This window comes from Flavobacterium oreochromis, from assembly GCF_019565455.1.
Taxonomy (GTDB): domain Bacteria; phylum Bacteroidota; class Bacteroidia; order Flavobacteriales; family Flavobacteriaceae; genus Flavobacterium; species Flavobacterium oreochromis.
This window is the reverse complement of sequence record NZ_CP067377.1, coordinates 2,417,626-2,436,303: the sequence shown is the minus strand read 5'-3', so window position 1 is coordinate 2,436,303 and position 18,678 is coordinate 2,417,626. Positions and strand designations below refer to the sequence as shown.

At 33.5% G+C, this 18,678-nt stretch carries 11 protein-coding genes, 2 tRNA genes, 1 rRNA gene and 3 pseudogenes; 8 read left to right on the top strand and 9 right to left on the bottom strand.

Annotated features, from left to right (window positions below):
• Nucleotides 1–39: 39 nt before the first annotated feature.
• The 3 genes from JJC03_RS11690 to JJC03_RS11680 all read right to left on the bottom strand — a co-directional run bounded on the left by JJC03_RS11690 (nt 40) and on the right by JJC03_RS11680 (nt 1,864).
• A tRNA-Ala gene (locus JJC03_RS11690) sits at nt 40–113 on the bottom strand.
• A 91-nt stretch (nt 114–204) separates the two neighbouring features.
• Nucleotides 205–278, bottom strand: a tRNA-Ile gene (locus JJC03_RS11685).
• A gap of 69 nt (nt 279–347) precedes the next feature.
• Nucleotides 348–1,864: ribosomal RNA gene (locus JJC03_RS11680) — 16S ribosomal RNA — on the bottom strand.
• A gap of 871 nt (nt 1,865–2,735) precedes the next feature.
• Between JJC03_RS11680 and thrS the strand changes: the two genes are divergently transcribed.
• The 5 genes and pseudogenes from thrS (at nt 2,736) to rlmF (ending at nt 7,104) form a co-directional block, all read left to right on the top strand.
• Nucleotides 2,736–4,682 carry a threonine--tRNA ligase gene (gene thrS, locus JJC03_RS11675; RefSeq protein WP_235873360.1) on the top strand — a complete coding sequence of 649 codons (1,947 nt, stop codon included), beginning with the start codon at nt 2,736–2,738 and terminating at the stop codon, nt 4,680–4,682.
• A 23-nt stretch (nt 4,683–4,705) separates the two neighbouring features.
• Nucleotides 4,706–5,254, top strand: a complete 549-nt coding sequence (gene infC, locus JJC03_RS11670; protein WP_088398068.1) for a translation initiation factor IF-3 — start codon at nt 4,706–4,708, stop codon at nt 5,252–5,254.
• A gap of 128 nt (nt 5,255–5,382) precedes the next feature.
• The gene (rpmI, locus tag JJC03_RS11665) at nt 5,383–5,580 is read left to right on the top strand and encodes a 50S ribosomal protein L35 (RefSeq protein ID WP_014164268.1); all 198 of its coding nucleotides are present in this window, start codon (nt 5,383–5,385) and stop codon (nt 5,578–5,580) included.
• Between the two features lie 186 nt (nt 5,581–5,766).
• Nucleotides 5,767–6,111: a 50S ribosomal protein L20 gene (gene rplT, locus JJC03_RS11660; protein WP_014164267.1), complete on the top strand. Its 345-nt coding sequence runs from the start codon at nt 5,767–5,769 to the stop codon at nt 6,109–6,111.
• A 91-nt stretch (nt 6,112–6,202) separates the two neighbouring features.
• Nucleotides 6,203–7,104: pseudogene (rlmF, locus tag JJC03_RS11655) on the top strand (23S rRNA (adenine(1618)-N(6))-methyltransferase RlmF).
• Between the two features lie 59 nt (nt 7,105–7,163).
• On the opposite strand, the gene JJC03_RS11650 reads toward rlmF, so the two are convergent.
• From JJC03_RS11650 to tgt, 6 genes and pseudogenes are all read right to left on the bottom strand, one after another.
• Nucleotides 7,164–8,426: an asparagine synthetase B gene (locus JJC03_RS11650; protein WP_088398070.1), complete on the bottom strand. Its 1,263-nt coding sequence runs from the start codon at nt 8,424–8,426 to the stop codon at nt 7,164–7,166.
• Between the two features lie 55 nt (nt 8,427–8,481).
• Nucleotides 8,482–10,031 (bottom strand): annotated as a pseudogene (dnaB, locus tag JJC03_RS11645) (replicative DNA helicase).
• Between the two features lie 151 nt (nt 10,032–10,182).
• A complete protein-coding gene (locus JJC03_RS11640) occupies nt 10,183–11,136 on the bottom strand; it encodes an acetyl-CoA carboxylase carboxyltransferase subunit alpha (RefSeq protein ID WP_088398072.1) in 954 nt (317 codons plus the stop codon).
• A 112-nt stretch (nt 11,137–11,248) separates the two neighbouring features.
• Entirely contained in the window at nt 11,249–12,136 is an 888-nt protein-coding gene (locus JJC03_RS11635; RefSeq protein ID WP_088398073.1) for a DMT family transporter, read from the bottom strand.
• The gene (locus JJC03_RS11630; RefSeq protein ID WP_088398074.1) at nt 12,123–13,229 is read right to left on the bottom strand and encodes an LptF/LptG family permease; all 1,107 of its coding nucleotides are present in this window, start codon (nt 13,227–13,229) and stop codon (nt 12,123–12,125) included. The genes JJC03_RS11635 and JJC03_RS11630 overlap by 14 nt, the downstream gene beginning before the upstream one ends.
• Nucleotides 13,229–14,359, bottom strand: coding sequence for a tRNA guanosine(34) transglycosylase Tgt (gene tgt, locus JJC03_RS11625; protein WP_088398075.1), 1,131 nt, complete (start codon nt 14,357–14,359; stop codon nt 13,229–13,231). Before tgt ends, JJC03_RS11630 begins: the two co-directional genes overlap by 1 nt.
• Nucleotides 14,360–14,531: 172 nt before the next feature.
• Here tgt and JJC03_RS11620 point away from each other — a divergent pair, with 172 nt between their 5' ends.
• The 3 genes and pseudogenes from JJC03_RS11620 to capB all read left to right on the top strand — a co-directional run bounded on the left by JJC03_RS11620 (nt 14,532) and on the right by capB (nt 18,614).
• Entirely contained in the window at nt 14,532–15,377 is an 846-nt protein-coding gene (locus JJC03_RS11620; RefSeq protein ID WP_235873359.1) for a transketolase, read from the top strand.
• Between the two features lie 73 nt (nt 15,378–15,450).
• Nucleotides 15,451–16,403, top strand: a pseudogene (locus JJC03_RS11615) (transketolase family protein).
• Nucleotides 16,404–17,354: 951 nt separating this feature from the next.
• Entirely contained in the window at nt 17,355–18,614 is a 1,260-nt protein-coding gene (gene capB, locus JJC03_RS11610; RefSeq protein ID WP_088398078.1) for a cysteate-C-fatty acyltransferase, read from the top strand.
• Nucleotides 18,615–18,678: the final 64 nt, after the last annotated feature.

The window sequence follows — 18,678 nt, the reverse complement described above, 5'->3', positions numbered from 1 at the left end:
CAATTAACAATTATCAATTGATAATTATCATTTTTTTCGTGGAGAATATCGGAGTCGAACCGATGACCTCCTGCGTGCAAGGCAGGCGCTCTAGCCAGCTGAGCTAATCCCCCGTTTTTAATTTCAAAATTTAAATCTCAAATTTCAAAATTCAAGGACTCAACTTCTAAAATTTCCTTTTCTCTTAAAATACTTGTTAAAAAGTAGTCCCGGGCAGACTCGAACTGCCGACCCCTACATTATCAGTGTAGTACTCTAACCAGCTGAGCTACGAGACTCTGTATTTTAAGTCTTTTTTTTTGAACTAACAGCGAGAGTAAGACCCTAGGTCTTTTTTATGTCTCTAGAAAGGAGGTGTTCCAGCCGCACCTTCCGGTACGGCTACCTTGTTACGACTTAGCCCTAGTTACCAGTTTTACCCTAGGCAGCTCCTTGCGGTCACCGACTTCAGGTACCCCCAGCTTCCATGGCTTGACGGGCGGTGTGTACAAGGCCCGGGAACGTATTCACCGCAGCATGGCTGATCTGCGATTACTAGCGAATCCAGCTTCACGGAGTCGAGTTGCAGACTCCGATCCGAACTGAGAACGGTTTTATAGATTCGCGCCCACTTGCGTGGTGGCTGCTCTCTGTACCGTCCATTGTAGCACGTGTGTAGCCCAAGGCGTAAGGGCCGTGATGATTTGACGTCATCCCCACCTTCCTCACGGTTTGCACCGGCAGTCTTGTTAGAGTTCCCGACTTGACTCGATGGCAACTAACAACAGGGGTTGCGCTCGTTATAGGACTTAACCTGACACCTCACGGCACGAGCTGACGACAACCATGCAGCACCTTGAAAGACGTCCGAAGAAGGATCTATTTCTAAATCTGTCGTCTCCCATTTAAGCCTTGGTAAGGTTCCTCGCGTATCATCGAATTAAACCACATGCTCCTCCGCTTGTGCGGGCCCCCGTCAATTCCTTTGAGTTTCACTCTTGCGAGCGTACTCCCCAGGTGGGATACTTATCACTTTCGCTTAGCCACTCAGATTGCTCCAAACAGCTAGTATCCATCGTTTACGGCGTGGACTACCAGGGTATCTAATCCTGTTCGCTCCCCACGCTTTCGTCCATCAGCGTCAATTAACTCGTAGTAACCTGCCTTCGCAATGGGTATTCCATGTAATCTCTAAGCATTTCACCGCTACACTACATATTCTAGTTACTTCCAAGTAATTCAAGTTCTACAGTATCAATGGCCGTTTGATCGTTGAGCGACCAGATTTCACCACTGACTTATAAAACCGCCTACGGACCCTTTAAACCCAATGATTCCGGATAACGCTTGGATCCTCCGTATTACCGCGGCTGCTGGCACGGAGTTAGCCGATCCTTATTCTTACAGTACCGTCAAGCTCCCTCACAAGGGAGTGTTTCTTCCTGTACAAAAGCAGTTTACAATCCATAGGACCGTCATCCTGCACGCGGCATGGCTGGTTCAGGCTTGCGCCCATTGACCAATATTCCTCACTGCTGCCTCCCGTAGGAGTCTGGTCCGTGTCTCAGTACCAGTGTGGGGGATCTCCCTCTCAGGACCCCTACCCATCGTCGCCTTGGTATGCCGTTACCACACCAACTAGCTAATGGGACGCATGCTCATCTTGTACCGTTGGAACTTTAATAATTAAATGATGCCATTTAAAAATACCATGGGGTATTAATCCAAATTTCTCTGGGCTATCCCCCTGTACAAGGTAGATTGCATACGCGTTACGCACCCGTGCGCCGGGTCTCAAAGGAGCAAGCTCCTTCTACCCCTCGACTTGCATGTGTTAAGCCTGCCGCTAGCGTTCATCCTGAGCCAGGATCAAACTCTTCATCGTATTTTTTTGAGCTTACGCTCTAGTTTTTTGACAAAGTCGCTAGTTTTCTTACTCTCTTAAATTTTGTTTGTCTTAATATCTCTATTAAAACGTGCTGTCAATCCAATATGTCTATGAACTTTTTCTTTACTTTTTGTCGCTTTTGACTTATCGTCTTAGCGGGTGCAAAGGTAAAATTTCTTTTTAAATTTGCAAGTGTTTTTTGAAAACTTTTTTTGAAGTAAGCTTCGAAAAACATCTTAACATTAACTTAAAGAACTTCGCTATTGCGGGTGCAAAGATACTATCTTTTTTTTGTTTCTTGCAAGGTTTTGAGGCTACTTTTTTGAAGTTTTTTATTAATCACTAAAAATCAGTGTTTTACAAAAAGATTATAAAGATTATAAAGATTATAAAGATTATAAAGATTATAAAGATTATAAAGATTATAAAGATTATAAAGATTATAAAGATTATAAAGATTATAAAGATTATAAAGATTGAAAGATTGAAGAATTAAGGAACTAAATATAACCCAAAGGTTACTAGCAAGAAAAACTCCTATATATTATAGTGTATGATAAAACCGACAACCATATTACTAACGGGTGCTGCGTCAGGGATGGTAGCGGCATCCTGATAGCTAGCTAAAGAAAATCTTCTATTTTTAAGAAAGCTTGCTTAGCCAGCCGGGCAGATATAGCGGACAGCCCGACCGAAACTTGCGCAGGGGACGCCATAAAAATCAACAAAACTCAATAAAACTCAATAAAAGAACAGACACTCTAAATAATCTCCTCAAAACAAAATCAAAAGAACTTATATTTTTACCCCTATATATATTGTATGTCTTTTTTTAAACTTATATATTTGCGTTCTTAAATAAATAATAATGATTAAGATTACTTTACCAGATGGTTCGGTTAGAGAGTACGCAAGTGGCGTGACTCCTATGGACGTGGCTAAATCGATTAGTGAAGGTTTGGCACGCAATGTTATTTCGGCAAGCTTTAACGGAACGACCGTTGAAACCGTTACCGAATTGACTACCGACGGTAACTTAACCTTATTTACTTGGGACAATCTAGAAGGAAAAAAAGCTTTTTGGCATTCGACTTCACACGTTATGGCTCAAGCTTTAGAGGAGCTTTATCCTGGAATCAAATTAACTATTGGTCCCGCTATTGAAAAAGGGTTTTATTATGATGTTGATTTTGGCGATCGTAAAATCACTGATGCTGATTTCAAAAAGATTGAAGACCGTGTATTAGAAATATCGAAAGAGAAACACGAATTCAAAATGCGTAGTGTAACTAAAGCAGAGGCTTTAGCACTATACAAAGATAATGAGTTCAAGACTGAATTGATTGAAAACCTTGAAGATGGTACTATCACTTTTTGTGATCATGCTACTTTTACTGATTTATGTCGTGGTGGCCACATTCCTAACACAGGTATCATTAAAGCCATGAAAATATTATCGGTAGCTGGTGCTTACTGGAGAGGTGACGAAAAAAACAAGCAATTGACTCGTGTGTACGGAATTTCATTCCCTAAACAAAAAGACTTAACCGATTATTTAACTTTATTAGAAGAAGCTAAACGTCGTGACCACAGAAAACTAGGAAAAGAATTAGAATTATTCCATTTTTCACAACGTGTGGGTCAGGGCTTACCTTTATGGCTACCAAAAGGAGCGGCTTTACGCGACCGCTTAGAACAGTTTTTGAAAAAAGCACAGAAGAAAGCAGGTTACGAACAAGTAGTTTCTCCACATATTGGTCAAAAAGAATTATATGTAACTTCTGGACACTATGCTAAATACGGCGCAGATAGTTTTCAACCGATAAACACTCCAGCGGAAGGTGAAGAGTTTTTATTAAAACCGATGAACTGTCCACACCACTGCGAGATTTACAATGCAAAGCCTTGGTCTTACAAAGATTTACCCAAGCGTTATGCAGAGTTCGGAACAGTATATCGTTATGAACAATCAGGTGAATTACATGGTTTGACACGTGTTAGAGGATTTACTCAGGATGATGCACACTTATTCTGTACACCCGATCAATTAGATCAAGAGTTCAAAAACGTTATTGATTTAGTTTTATATGTATTTGGTTCGTTAGGATTTGAAAATTTTACTGCTCAAATTTCATTAAGAGATCCAGAAAAACCAGAAAAATACATTGGTACTGACGAAAACTGGGAAAAAGCAGAAAGTGCTATTATCAATGCGGCAAAAGAAAAAGGCTTAAATACAGTTGTAGAGTACGGCGAGGCAGCTTTTTACGGACCAAAACTTGACTTTATGGTTAAGGACGCTTTAGGAAGAAGCTGGCAATTAGGAACTATTCAGGTAGATTACAACTTACCTGAGCGTTTTGATTTGACCTATAAAGGCTCTGACAATGAATTACATAGACCTGTAATGATACACCGAGCTCCATTTGGATCTATGGAACGTTTTATAGCAATTTTATTAGAACATACTGGAGGAAATTTCCCTCTTTGGTTAATGCCTGAACAGGCTATAATCCTATCTTTGAGTGAAAAATATGAAAATTATGCGAAAAAAGTTTCAGATTTGCTAGAAAATCACGAAATTCGCGCCCTAATTGACAACCGAAACGAGACTATTGGTAAAAAAATTCGTGAAGCGGAGGTTAAGAAGTTCCCATTCATGTTGATAGTAGGAGAAGAAGAGGAAAAAAATGGAACTGTTTCTGTACGTCGTCATGGTCAAGAAGGAAAAGGAAATATAACCTTAAAAATAGAAGATTTTGCTTCTTTAGTAAATGAAGAGGTAAGTAAATCTTTAAAAACATTTGAAGTTTAACTAAAAAATTAAAAGTTATCGCAATCAGGAACAACAGAGGTAATCAACCTCGCGTAGAAAAAAAGGATGAACACAGAATTAATCAATATATTCGTGTTCCAGAGATTCGTTTAGTAGGAGACAATGTAGAGCCAAGAGTAGTAAAAACTTCTGAAGCTTTGCGTCTAGCGGATGAATTAGAACTTGATTTGGTTGAAATTTCTCCAAATGCAGAGCCTCCTGTTTGTAAAATAATGGACTATAAAAAGTTCTTATACGAACAGAAGAGACGTGAAAAAGAATTAAAAGCTAAATCGACTCAGATCATTCTAAAAGAAATTCGTTTTGGTCCTCAAACCGACGAGCATGACTATGAGTTTAAAAAGAAAAATGCAGAAAAGTTTCTAAAAGACGGAGCAAAATTAAAAGCTTTTGTATTTTTCAAAGGTCGTTCGATTATTTACAAAGAGCAAGGTCAAATTTTATTATTAAGATTAGCTCAAGATCTTGAAGAAGTAGGTAAAGTTGAAGCTATGCCTGTTTTAGAAGGTAAACGTATGATTATGTTTATTACTCCTAAGAAAAAGAAATAATAATTTAGTTGGAACACCAACAAATTACAAAAAGTAGAGATTAGCTTCGCTCCGTTCGGCCTCACCTTGGGTGCTTAGCAAGCTCGTAATGACAAAAAGTAAGTTAAATTAAATAAATTTGGGAAATTATGCCTAAAATGAAAACTAAATCTAGTGCTAAGAAACGTTTTAAAGTTACTGGCTCTGGAAAAATTAAAAGAAAACACGCTTTTAAAAGTCACATTTTGACTAAAAAGTCTAAAAAACGTAAATTAGCGTTAACTCACTCTGCATTGGTTCATCAATCAGACGTGAAGAGTGTTAAAGAACAATTAAGAATTATCTAATTAAAACAATTAGTGATGAAATAATTAGTAATTAGTCTGAAAACTATTTACGAATTATTGTTAACTATTTGTTTTTGTAATTCAGGTTAAAACCATTTAATAACCCTGGGGTGGGCAAAAGAGCTCTAATGTTCTATCAGAAGTGCTAAAATTAAGAAGCCGCCTTACTTCAAAAAAAGTAAAATTATGCCTAGATCAGTAAATTCAGTTGCTAAGAGAGCAAGAAGAAAAAAGATAATGAAGCAAGCCAAAGGTTTCTTTGGCAGAAGAAAAAACGTTTGGACAGTTGCTAAGAATGCGGTTGAAAAAGCAATGCTATATGCTTACCGCGATAGAAAGCAAAAGAAAAGAAATTTCCGTTCTTTATGGATTATGCGTATCAATGCTGGTGCTCGTTTAGAAGGAATGTCTTATTCTCAATTCATGGGTAAATTAAAAGCTAATAATATTGAGTTAAATCGTAAAGTTTTAGCTGATTTAGCAATGAATCACCCAGAAGCTTTCAAAGCTATTCTTAACAAAGTAAAATAATAACGTTTAACAATAATATTTAACTTACTTAAAAAAATCCCAATCAAATTGATTGGGATTTTTATTTATAAATTTTCTTCTTTTTACAATAATGAAAACAACTAATACAGATAAAGGTTTACATCCGAGAAATAAACACAATCAAAGTTATAATTTTGAATTACTAGCCAATTGTCTTCCTGAATTAAAAAAATATTTATACAGAAATAAATTTGGTAATGAAAGTATTGATTTTTCTAATCCTGATGCTGTTAGAAATTTAAATAAAGCTATGTTAAAGTATTATTATGAAATTAATTTTTACGAACTACCTAAAACTAACTTATGTCCACCTATACCAGGCAGGGCCGATTATATACATTATATTGCTGACTTACTAGCTAAAGGGATTAATGGTACTCTACCAACAGGAAATGGGATTAAAATATTAGACATTGGTACAGGAGCTAACTGTATCTACCCTATTTTAGGACATAAAATATATGGCTGGACTTTTGTAGGCACTGAAACTGATAAACCTGCAAAATTAAATGCTGAGAAAATAATAGAAGAAAATGAATTAAATAAAGCAATTAGTTTACGTTTTCAGGAAAATAAAAGAAACATTTTAAAAAATAGCATTTTACCTGGTGAAAAATTTGATTGTACTATTTGTAATCCTCCTTTTCATAACTCAAGAGAGGAAGCTAGTAAAGGTACAATTCGAAAATTACAAAATTTAGGTCAAAATGTAAAAGGTAAACCTGTTCTAAATTTTGGTGGTCAGAATAATGAGCTTTGGTATGAAGGTGGTGAAAAATCTTTTATCACTAATATGATATATGAAAGTGTTCATTTCAAGTCACAAGTAAAGTGGTTTAGTTCTTTAGTATCTAAAAAGAAAATTTAAAAATTTTTGAAAATATTTTAAAAAAATTAAATGCTACTTTTGAAATCATTCCTATGAAACAAGGAAACAAAACTACTAGAATTTTAGCATGGCGCTTTTTATAATAGAGATATAATATCCTTGTTTTGTATTATTAAAATCATTAGATACTAAAGATTTTAGATTAAGTTTTTTGATGCTTTTTTTTAGCAGCTGGAAAAAGTATATTATTTAAAATTAATCGAAAACCTGGTGAATTAGGATGTAAATTTAAATCGGTTGGTTCGTCTCCTACTCTATGTTGATAATCTTCTGGGTCATGACCTCCATAAAAAGTAAAAAATCCTTTTCCTCTTTGTGCGTGTATATAACGGGCTTCTCCATTTATTTGACATTCACCCATTACTAGTACATTTGATTTAATTAATTCTTTATCAAATGCTGTGGTTTGTCCCATAAATCCTTTTACTAATGCTGTATGATTTTGACAAAGCATACTAGGAATGACATCCCATTTTGCTGAGTATTCAGATAAGGTAAAATAATCTTTGTCAAAAGGGACTGTTGCTTGGTGTTTTTCGGTTGTATCAATATTTGAAAACTCGTACTTTTCAGGTCTTCTTTCGAGAAGAAAGTCTTTAAATGCAAATGTTTTTGAATAATCAATTTTATTTTGATAATTTGATTCAGTTGGATCTCCATCAAACATTGTTTCACAAATATCAATTCCTTCTGCAGAAAGTGCTATATCAAAACTATCAGTTGCAGAACACATTGCAAACATAAAGCCTCCTCCAATAACGAAATCACGAATTTTTTTAGCAACGGCTAATTTTTCGTTTGATACTTTTTCAAAACCAAGTTTGGTTGCTAAATTTTCAGAATCTTTTTTTTGCTCGATATACCAAGGCATATTTTTATATGAGCCATAAAATTTTCCATATTGTCCTGTGAAGTCTTCGTGATGTAGATGAAGCCAATCATAAAGTAGTAATTGATCACTTAATACTTCTTGATCATAAACTACTTTAAAAGGAATTTCTGCATACGTTAATACCATAGTTACCGCATCATCCCAAGGCTGCTTTCCTGGAGGTGAATATACCGCAATTTTAGGTGCTTTTTCTAGTGTTACTGCTTCCATATTTTGAGATGGTGAAGCAATATCTGTTAAGATTTGTTGTGTTTCATTATCTGAAATAATTTCAAAACTGACTCCTCTTATTTGACATTCTTTTCTAATTTCTTGCATATCTGGAAGTAAAAAAGAACCTCCTCTATAATTAAGGAGCCAACTTCCTTTGTAACCTTTATCTAATACCCAGTAAGCTAAACCATAAGCTTTTAAGTGATTTTTTTGAGTTGTTTCATCCATAGGAAGCAAAATAGAATTTGCTCTTACGGAAATATTAAAAATTACAATTATAAATAACAAAAAACCTTTCATTGAACTTAGTTATATCTATTATTACCAAATATACTAATAAAATAGCATCTTTTAATTAAAAAGGGACATCACTATCATCATCAAAATTATTCATTGTACTACCAAATGCCTCATTAGGAGAAGGCAGATTAGGCGTAACAAATGGATTAGAGTCTTCTAAGTTCATTTTTGAAGGTAGATCATCAAAATCACTCCCAAATTCATCTAAATTATCAAACTTACCGAGATGTCCTAAGAATTTTAGACGTATATTTTCTAAACTACCATTACGGTGTTTAGCAATAATAAACTCTCCTTGACCTTGAGTTGGAGAACGTTCATCATCATCCCATTCTTCTATTTTATAATATTCAGGACGATAAATGAATGATACAATATCTGCATCCTGCTCAATTGCTCCAGATTCACGTAAATCAGACAATAATGGTCTTTTACTAGAACCACGTGTTTCTACTGCACGTGATAACTGAGATAGGGCTATAACAGGTACATCTAATTCTTTTGCTAATGCTTTTAAATTTCGGGAAATTGTTGAAATTTCTTGCTCACGATTTCCTCCTCCTCCTTTTGCATTTCCTCCTGCTGTCATTAACTGAAGGTAATCAATTACTATGATTTTAATATCATATTGTGATTTTAATCTTCGTGCTTTAGCTCTTAAATCAAAGATTGATAATGATGGTGTATCATCAATAAAAAGAGGTGCTTTTTCTAAGTCTCTAACTTTTACTGATAATTGCTCCCATTCGTGTTTTTCTAATTTACCTGTACGTAATTTTTCTGATGACAATCCTGTTTCGGAAGAGATTAAACGGGTAATTAACTGAACTGATGACATCTCTAAAGAAAATACAGCAACACCACTATTGAATTGAATTGCCATATTTCGTGCCATAGATAAGACAAATGCTGTTTTTCCCATACCGGGACGAGCTGCAATAATGATCAAATCAGAAGGCTGCCATCCTGAAGTAACTTTATCTAGTGCATGAAAACCAGTTGGTATTCCACTTAATCCTTCTTTTCCTGCAATTTGCTCAATACGTTTTTTGGCTTGAATTACTAAACTTTGTGCTGTTTCAGAACTTCTTTTAATATTACCTTGTGTTACTTCGTAAAATTTAGCTTCTGAACTATCTAATAATTCAAATACGTCTGTAGTTTCATCATAAGCTTCTTCAATAATTTCAGAGGATATTTTAATCAAACTTCTCTGTATATATTTTTGAAGAATAATACGTGAGTGAAATTCGATATGTGCTGAAGATGATATTTTTTGAGTAAGTTGAATTAAATAATAATCTCCTCCTGCCACTTCTAACTTACCCATTTTTTTTAGCTGAGCGGAAACGGTTAATAAGTCAATTGGTTGCGAATCGTTAAAAAGTGTAACGATAGCATCAAAAATGTATTTATGAGCATCTTTATAAAATGCGTCTGGCTGTAGGATGTCAATAACTTCATCAACTCCTTTTTATCAATCATCATGGCTCCTAAAACAGCTTCTTCCAAATCAATTGCTTGTGGTGGCAACTTTCCTTTTTCAAGGTTTATTATAGCCGTTTTATCTACTTTAACTGGGTTGACATTTTTAAAATTTTCCATAGTGCGAAGTTAGTTTGAAATCTCGTAAAAGAGAAGAAAAAACAATCCCTAAAGTGTTGAAAACTAATGTTAACAACTATTTCATTTTGTTAATAACACAAAAAAATCCGAAACCATGGGCCTCGGATTTTAAATCTATTACAATCTAATATTATTCTTGATAATGCCCCATTTTACTATACTTATCCATTCGTTGAGCAACTAGCTCTTCTGTTGATAGGTCTTTTAATTCTCCAAATGCTTTTAATACGTATTCTTTTACATTTTTAAAAGCAGTAGGTTTATCACGATGTGCTCCACCAAGTGGTTCTGGAATAATTTCATCAATTAATCCGTGTTCTTTCATATCTTTAGCGGTTAACTTAAGTGCTTCTGCTGCTTTTTCTTTATGTTCCCAACTTCTCCATAAAATAGAAGAACAGGATTCAGGTGAAATTACAGAATACCAAGTATTTTCCATCATATATACTTTGTTACCAACTCCTATACCTAATGCTCCTCCTGAAGCTCCTTCACCAATGATTACTGTAATAATTGGTACTTTTAGACGAATCATTTCTAAAATATTTCGAGCAATAGCTTCTCCTTGTCCTCTTTCTTCTGCTTCTAAACCTGGATAAGCACCTGGAGTATCAACTAATGTTAAAACTGGAATATTAAATTTTTCAGCCATACGCATTAAACGCAATGCTTTTCGGTAACCTTCTGGATTTGCCATACCAAAATTACGCAATTGACGCATTTTTGTATTAATTCCTTTTTGCTGACCGATAATCATAAAAGACTGACCATTTATTTTACCTAATCCTCCCACCATGGCTTTATCATCTTTTACTCCACGATCTCCAAATAATTCTAGGAATACACCTCCTGTCAAATTTTCAATGTGTTCTAAAGTATAAGGACGGTTAGGATGACGAGACATTTGAACACGTTGCCATGCTGTTAAATTTTCATATAAATTTTTTTTTGTCTCTTCTAACTTTTGTGCTAATTGCTCACATGTAGCTGATACATCTACTTTTGTATCTTCTCCTATAAGCTGGCATTTTTCAATTTGCTCTTCAAGCTCTTTAATAGGCAATTCAAAATCTAAATATTCCATAAGATTTTATATTTCTAGTTGAGTGAACAAAGATAAAATTTTAGATGGAGTTTTAAAGAAATATTTAACCTAAAGTAGTCCTCTTTAAAACAACTATTTAAAAAACAACTATTTATCTTTTTATTTTACTCTTATTTTTCAAAATTCCATTCAATATTACAGTTGTTAGTATAATAAAAGCTCCTAAATAAAACTGACTATTCATCTTTTCTTTATCTCCAAAAACCCATAAGGCTAAAATTATACCATATATAGGTTCTAAATTAATAGTAAGCATCACGGTGTAAGGACTTAAATATTTCATAACTTGAACGGAAGCGATAAATGCGTAAGCCGTACATACTGAGCTCAGAATAGCCATCCATAATAAATCATTCATTGATATTTTAAAAAACGAATAATTAAAACTTCCACTACATAATAAGAAAACTGAAAAAAATAGAACTCCTCCTAACAACTCATAAAAAGAAATAATAGTAGAAGAATCATTTTTCGCTAATTTTCCATTAATAATGGAAAAAGAAGCGGATAAAAAAGCAGAAGTTAATGCTAATAATATTCCTTGAAGGTATATCATTTCTACTTTAAAAATGAAATACAATCCAATAATAACCATTAACCCTAAAACTACTTCATATAAAATTATTTTACGCTTAAAAAATATGGGTTCTAATATTGAAGTAAAAAAAGCACCTGTTGACAAGCAGGCTAGTGTTATGGATATATTAGCAACTTTAATAGCTTCAAAAAAGGTATACCAATGCAGTGCAATGACCAATCCTGCTAGAAGATATCGAATGAATGATTGAAAACTAATTTTCAAACTAATCTTTGCGAAGAATACATATATTAGAATAAAGATAGATGCTATACTCATTCTAAACCAAACTAATGGTAATGCTTCTAATGTTATTAAAGCTCCTAAAATTGCTGTAAACCCCCAAACAAAAACAATGAAATGGAGATGTAAATAACTGGTAAATGTTTTATCTTTTAGCATTCTTTAATAAATAATAAGCTAAAACCCCAAATACCACATTTGGCAACCAAACTGCTATAAATGCTGGAAAAGAAGATTTTTCTGCCATTGTTCCGAATATTTTATCCAAGAAAATATAGGAAAAGGCCACAGCTATTCCTATTGCTAAGTTGACTCCCATTCCTCCACGACGTTTCATAGAAGAAACAGCCACTGCAATTATAGTTAATACAAAAGCAGAAACAGGCACGCTATACTTTTTATACTTAACAACTAAATAAGCATTTATATTAGAGGATCCTCTTTGCTTTTCTTTTTCTATAAACTCATCTAATTCGTTAGGCATTAAAGTCTCAGCGATGTATACAACTGGTGTTAAATCTTCAATTTCAAAATTAAATTTACAGTCCTTACTTATATCTGACTCTATTTTATCACCTAGCTCACCAACTATTCTTTTGGTATAATTAGATAAAGTATAATCTTTGGTTTTAGGGTTATAGGTAATTGAGGTTGCTGTAATTTTCTCAACTAATTTATCCTTATCAAATCGTTCATATACAAATGTATAGGCCGTTTTACCTTCTACATTTAAATTAGAAGCGTATACATATTCATTTTTACTAATCTGTCTAAAAACATCACTCGTTTGACGCATTTCTTCTCTTCCCCCTCCTATAAGATACATATAACGAAAGCTTCTAAAGCCTTCACTAGATTTTGGTACTAAGAAGAATCCCATAATTAAAGCAAATAGACAAACTATGGTTGCTCCTATTAAATAGGGACGTAAAAATCGTTGAAATGATATCCCTGAACTCAAAATAGCTACAATTTCTGTATTATTTGCTAATTTTGAAGTAAACCAAATAATGGATAAAAATAAAAATATTGGAAAAAGTAAGTTTGCAAAATAAATGATAAAATCTAAATAATAAACTGCAACTTTAGCAAAGGGTACTTTATTTTCTAATATTTTATTAATTTTTTCAGATATATCAATCGTAATACCTATTGGAATGAATAACAAAAGCATAGCTGAAAAGGTAGCTAAGTATCTTTTCAATATATAACGATCAATTAATGATAGTTTTGATAATAGATTTGAGAACATTATAATCTTTGCGCCATTTGTTTAACCATTTTTTCTTTCCATTCACGGAAATCGCCCGCTAAAATATGTCTTCTTGCTTCTCGAACTAGCCACATATAGAAACCTAAATTATGAATGGTTGCAATTTGTTTTCCAAGATATTCATCAGCAGCAAATAAATGTCTTAAATAGGCTTTAGTATATTCTGTATCAACAAATGTATGTCCCATTTCATCAATTGGTGAGAAATCATCTGCCCATTTTCTATTTTTTATATTAATGACTCCATTAGCAGTAAACAACATACCGTTTCTAGCATTACGAGTAGGCATTACACAGTCAAACATGTCAATCCCTAAAGCTATATTTTCTAGAATATTAATAGGAGTTCCTACTCCCATCAAATATCTTGGTTTTTCTTTGGGTAAAATAGCAGTAACCACTTCAGTCATTGCATACATTTCTTCTGCTGGTTCTCCTACTGACAACCCGCCTATAGCATTTCCTTCCGCTCCTACATTTGCAATGTATTCTGCTGACTGGGCTCTTAAATCTTTATATGTACTTCCTTGAACAATTGGAAATAAAGTTTGCTCATAACCATACATAGTTGGCACTTTCTTCAAGTGCTCTACACATCTATCTAACCAACGATGTGTCATGTGCATACTACGTTTAGCATAACGGTAATCACAAGGATAAGGGGTACATTCATCAAATGCCATGATAATATCAGCTCCTATAGAACGCTGAATTTCCATAACACTTTCTGGTGAAAAGAAATGATAAGATCCATCTATATGTGATTTAAACTTGACCCCTTCTTCTTTTATCTTTCGATTAGAAGAAAGCGAATACACTTGATAACCTCCTGAATCAGTAAGAATATTACGATCCCAATTCATAAACTTATGTAATCCTCCTGCTTGTTCTAAAATTTTTGTTTGTGGACGTAAATATAAATGATATGTATTACCAAGAATAATATCTGGATTAATATCATTCTTTAATTCACGTTGATGTACTCCTTTTACAGAAGCAACAGTCCCTACAGGCATAAAAATAGGCGTTTCAATAACTCCATGATCAGTAATTACTTTACCTGCTCTTGCTTGTGTTTGTGGATCTGTATGTAATAATTCGAACTTCATAATAACTTTTCTTCCAAAATTTTAAAGCGCAAAGATAACCTATTGGATTTAGATTTTAAATTAGGAATTTTAGATTTTTAAAATCTTTAACTAAAAAAGTATTGATGCAAGATTTGTCTTTCGTAAAAATATGAAGTAATTTTGACACCGATTCACAAAAACCTATTAAAAAATGTCTGACATTCAACAACTAAATGATTTTACAACACAAGTAAGAAGAGACATTCTTCGCATGGTACATGCTGTAAGTTCAGGACATCCTGGTGGATCATTAGGATGCGCTGAATTTTTAACTGTATTATACCAAAATCTAATGAACCGCAAATCTGGATTTGACATGGACGGAATTGGGGAAGATTTATTTTTCTTGTCTAATGGGCATATTTCCCCTGTTTTTTACAGTGTATTAGCTAGAAGTGGTTACTTTCCTATTTCTGAATTAGCTACTTTTAGAAAATTAAATTCACGTTTACAAGGACACCCTACAACTCACGAAGGTTTACCTGGGGTACGTATGGCATCAGGTTCATTAGGACAAGGGTTATCAGTAGCTATAGGTGCTGCTCAAGCTAAAAAGTTGAATAAAGACAACCATCTTGTTTATTTGTTATGCGGTGATGGTGAATTACAAGAAGGACAAAACTGGGAGGCTATTATGTATGCTTCTGCTAAAAAAGTAGACAATTTAATAGCTACAGTTGATTACAATGGTCAACAAATTGATGGATCTACAGATGATGTTCTTTCATTAGGTAACTTAAAAGCTAAATTTGAAGCTTTCGACTGGGAGGTTATTGAAATAAAAGAAGGAAATAATATTGATGCCATATTAACAGGAATGAACGAAGCCAAAAAGCGTACTGGAAATGGCAAACCGATTTGCGTATTATTACATACTATAATGGGTAATGGTGTCGATTTCATGATGCACACTCATGCTTGGCATGGTAAAGCTCCTAACGATGAACAATTAGCTAATGGATTGGCTCAAAACGCAGAAACTTTAGGAGATTATTAAAATACAATAAACTAAATCAGCATACAAACTCAAGTATACTGATAAAAGTATATTACCTATAGCTATTAAAAAAATGAAAAAATATACAAATCAAGGAAGTAAAGATACACGCTCTGGTTTTGGAGCAGGTATGACTGAATTAGGTCAAAAAAACGAAAACGTAGTAGCGCTTTGCGCAGATTTGATAGGCTCATTAAAATTTGACGATTTCAAAAAAATCATCCTGAGCGTTTCTTTCAAATTGGTATTGCAGAAGCTAATATGATTGGAATTGCAGCTGGTTTAACAATTGGAGGGAAAATTCCATTTACAGGTACATTCGCTAATTTCTCTACAGGTCGTGTTTATGATCAAATTCGTCAATCCGTTGCTTATTCTGATAAAAATGTAAAAATTTGTGCATCGCACGCTGGTTTAACACTAGGTGAAGACGGAGCTACTCACCAAATACTTGAAGACATTGGCTTAATGAAAATGTTACCCGGTATGACCGTAATTAACACTTGTGACTATAACCAAACAAAAGCTGCTACTATTGCACTAGCGGATCATCATGGTCCTGCATACTTACGCTTTGGTCGTCCTGTAGTTCCTAACTTCACATCTACTGACGAACCTTTTGTAATCGGAAAAGCGTTGCATCTTAATGAAGGAACAGATGTAACAATTTTAGCCACGGGTCATTTAGTATGGGAAGCTTTACAAGCTGCCGAAACACTTGAAGCAAAAGGTATTTCTGCTGAAGTTATTAACATCCACACTATAAAACCGTTAGACGAAGAAGCTATTTTAAAATCAGTATCAAAAACAGGTTGTGTAGTAACAGCAGAAGAACATAATATCTTAGGTGGATTAGGAGAAAGTGTAGCCAGAGTCTTAGCATTAAATACTCCCGCTCCACAAGAATTTGTAGCAGTTAAAGATTCTTTTGGAGAATCAGGAACACCTGAACAATTAATGGATAAATATAAATTAAATGCTCCTTCTATTGTAGAAGCTGTTGAAAAAGTAATAAATAGAAAATAGTTCTGTTTTTAAAAAAACACAAAAGGCTACCTAATAATTATTTTAAGGTAGCTTTTTTTTAAAACAATTCCATCCCAATAATCTTTTTATTCACAATACAATTAATAAAAATTAAAAAGTTTTTTATACTATCTCCTATTTAAGAGAATACAATATTCTTCTTTAATAATTACAGCCTCTCTTATAAAATGGTCATTATATTTTTAAAGATATAATCCATCATACTCCTATATTAAGTAGCTAAAAGAGGCTAAAAACTTCTTTAAAAACCAAATAAAGTTTAACAAAATATATGGTAAAACCGTAATATTTTTTAATAAGAGTACTTTACATTTGTAATACGTTCTTAATCAAGTAAACAAACTAAATTTTTAAACGTTTTTTTTGATAAAGTAAACTTACGATCCGCATTTTGGTATTTTTTCAATAATTTTATAAACGAAAATTATTGGTTATACTAGTACCAAAACTTTATCTTTATTTTGTTTTTGGGAGATATACAATTATCGTTTAAAAATTTAAAGAAATAGCCATACAAATTGTATGGCTTTTTTTTCTTGAAATCAGCTATTCAAAACAACAATAAAAACATTTAACAAAATGTACGGAAAACCCGTAATACCATTAAATAATTGTTGCCTAAATTTGCGCAGCATTGCTTAGTCAAATAAACATTTTTTTATTTTTAAATGATCTAGGCGAGTAAAGATTTACTAAAAAATATTTCGTATTATTTAATTGAGTAGTTTTCTTCTTAACACTTCTTATTTTTAGTAAAACAATACGCTTTATCTCGTTATTTGTTTTTGGAGAATTACATTGATCGTTTAAAATTATCAAGAAAAGTCATACTGTTCAGAGTATGACTTTTTTTATTTATTGTTGCTCCATTTTTTAATTTAATCCGTATTAATTCATATTTTTGCGATGATTTTTTAATCCAATAATAAGATGGTAAAAGACTTATTCGAAAGAATTCAAAACAATAAAGGTCCATTAGGAAAATGGGCATCGCAAGCTGAAGGTTACTATGTATTTCCTAAACTTGAAGGCGAACTAGGCCCTCGCATGAAGTTTCATGGTAAAGAAATTTTAAATTGGTCTATCAATGATTATTTAGGTTTAGCTAATCATCCTGAAATTAGAAAAATTGATGCTGAAGCTTCTCAACAATATGGAGCTGCCTATCCAATGGGAGCTCGTATGATGAGTGGACATACAACCTTACACGAACAACTACAAGACGAACTAGCATCGTTTGTAGATAAAGAAGCTGCTTATTTATTGAACTTTGGATACCAAGGTATGGTTTCTACTATTGATGCTTTAGTAACTAAAAATGATGTTATTGTATACGATGTAGATTCACATGGCTGTATCATTGACGGTGTTCGCTTACACATGGGTAAACGCTTTACTTATAAACACAACGATGTAGAAAGCCTTGAAAAAAATCTACAACGAGCGACTAAAATGGCAAACGAATTAGGAGGAGGTATTTTAGTAATTACCGAAGGTGTCTTTGGAATGCGCGGACAACAAGGCAAACTAAAAGAAATTGTTGCTCTAAAAGAAAAATACAATTTCCGTTTGTTAGTAGACGATGCACATGGTTTTGGTACTTTAGGAAAAACAGGTGCTGGAGCTGGCGAAGAGCAAGGTTGTCAAGACGGTATAGATATATATTTTTCTACTTTTGCTAAATCAATGGCTAGTATAGGTGCTTTTGTAGCAGGAGACAAAGATATTATTGACTATTTAAAATACAACTTACGTTCGCAAATGTTTGCCAAGTCTCTACCTATGATATTTACCGTAGGAGCTTTAAAACGTTTAGAAATGCTACGCACAATGCCTGAGTTGAAAAATAAACTTTGGGAAAACGTAAATTATCTACAAAATGGTTTAAAATCAAGAGGATTTAACATTGGCGACACTAACACTTGTGTTACCCCAGTATACTTAGAAGGTTCTATACCAGAAGCTATGGTAATGGTTAATGACTTACGAGAAAACTACAACATCTTTTTATCTATCGTAGTATACCCTGTTATTCCTAAAGGAATTATACTATTACGCATGATCCCTACTGCATCTCACACTATTGCAGATATAGACGAAACATTAGCTGCTTTTGAAGCAATTCGCGAAAAATTAAGCAATGGTACTTACAAAACTTTAGCTGAAGCTAATGTTGAAAATGTATCTTAAAACTTCAATAGTCTTATTGTATATAAAAATTACATAAAATACCCATTATAAAAGTAATGGGTAT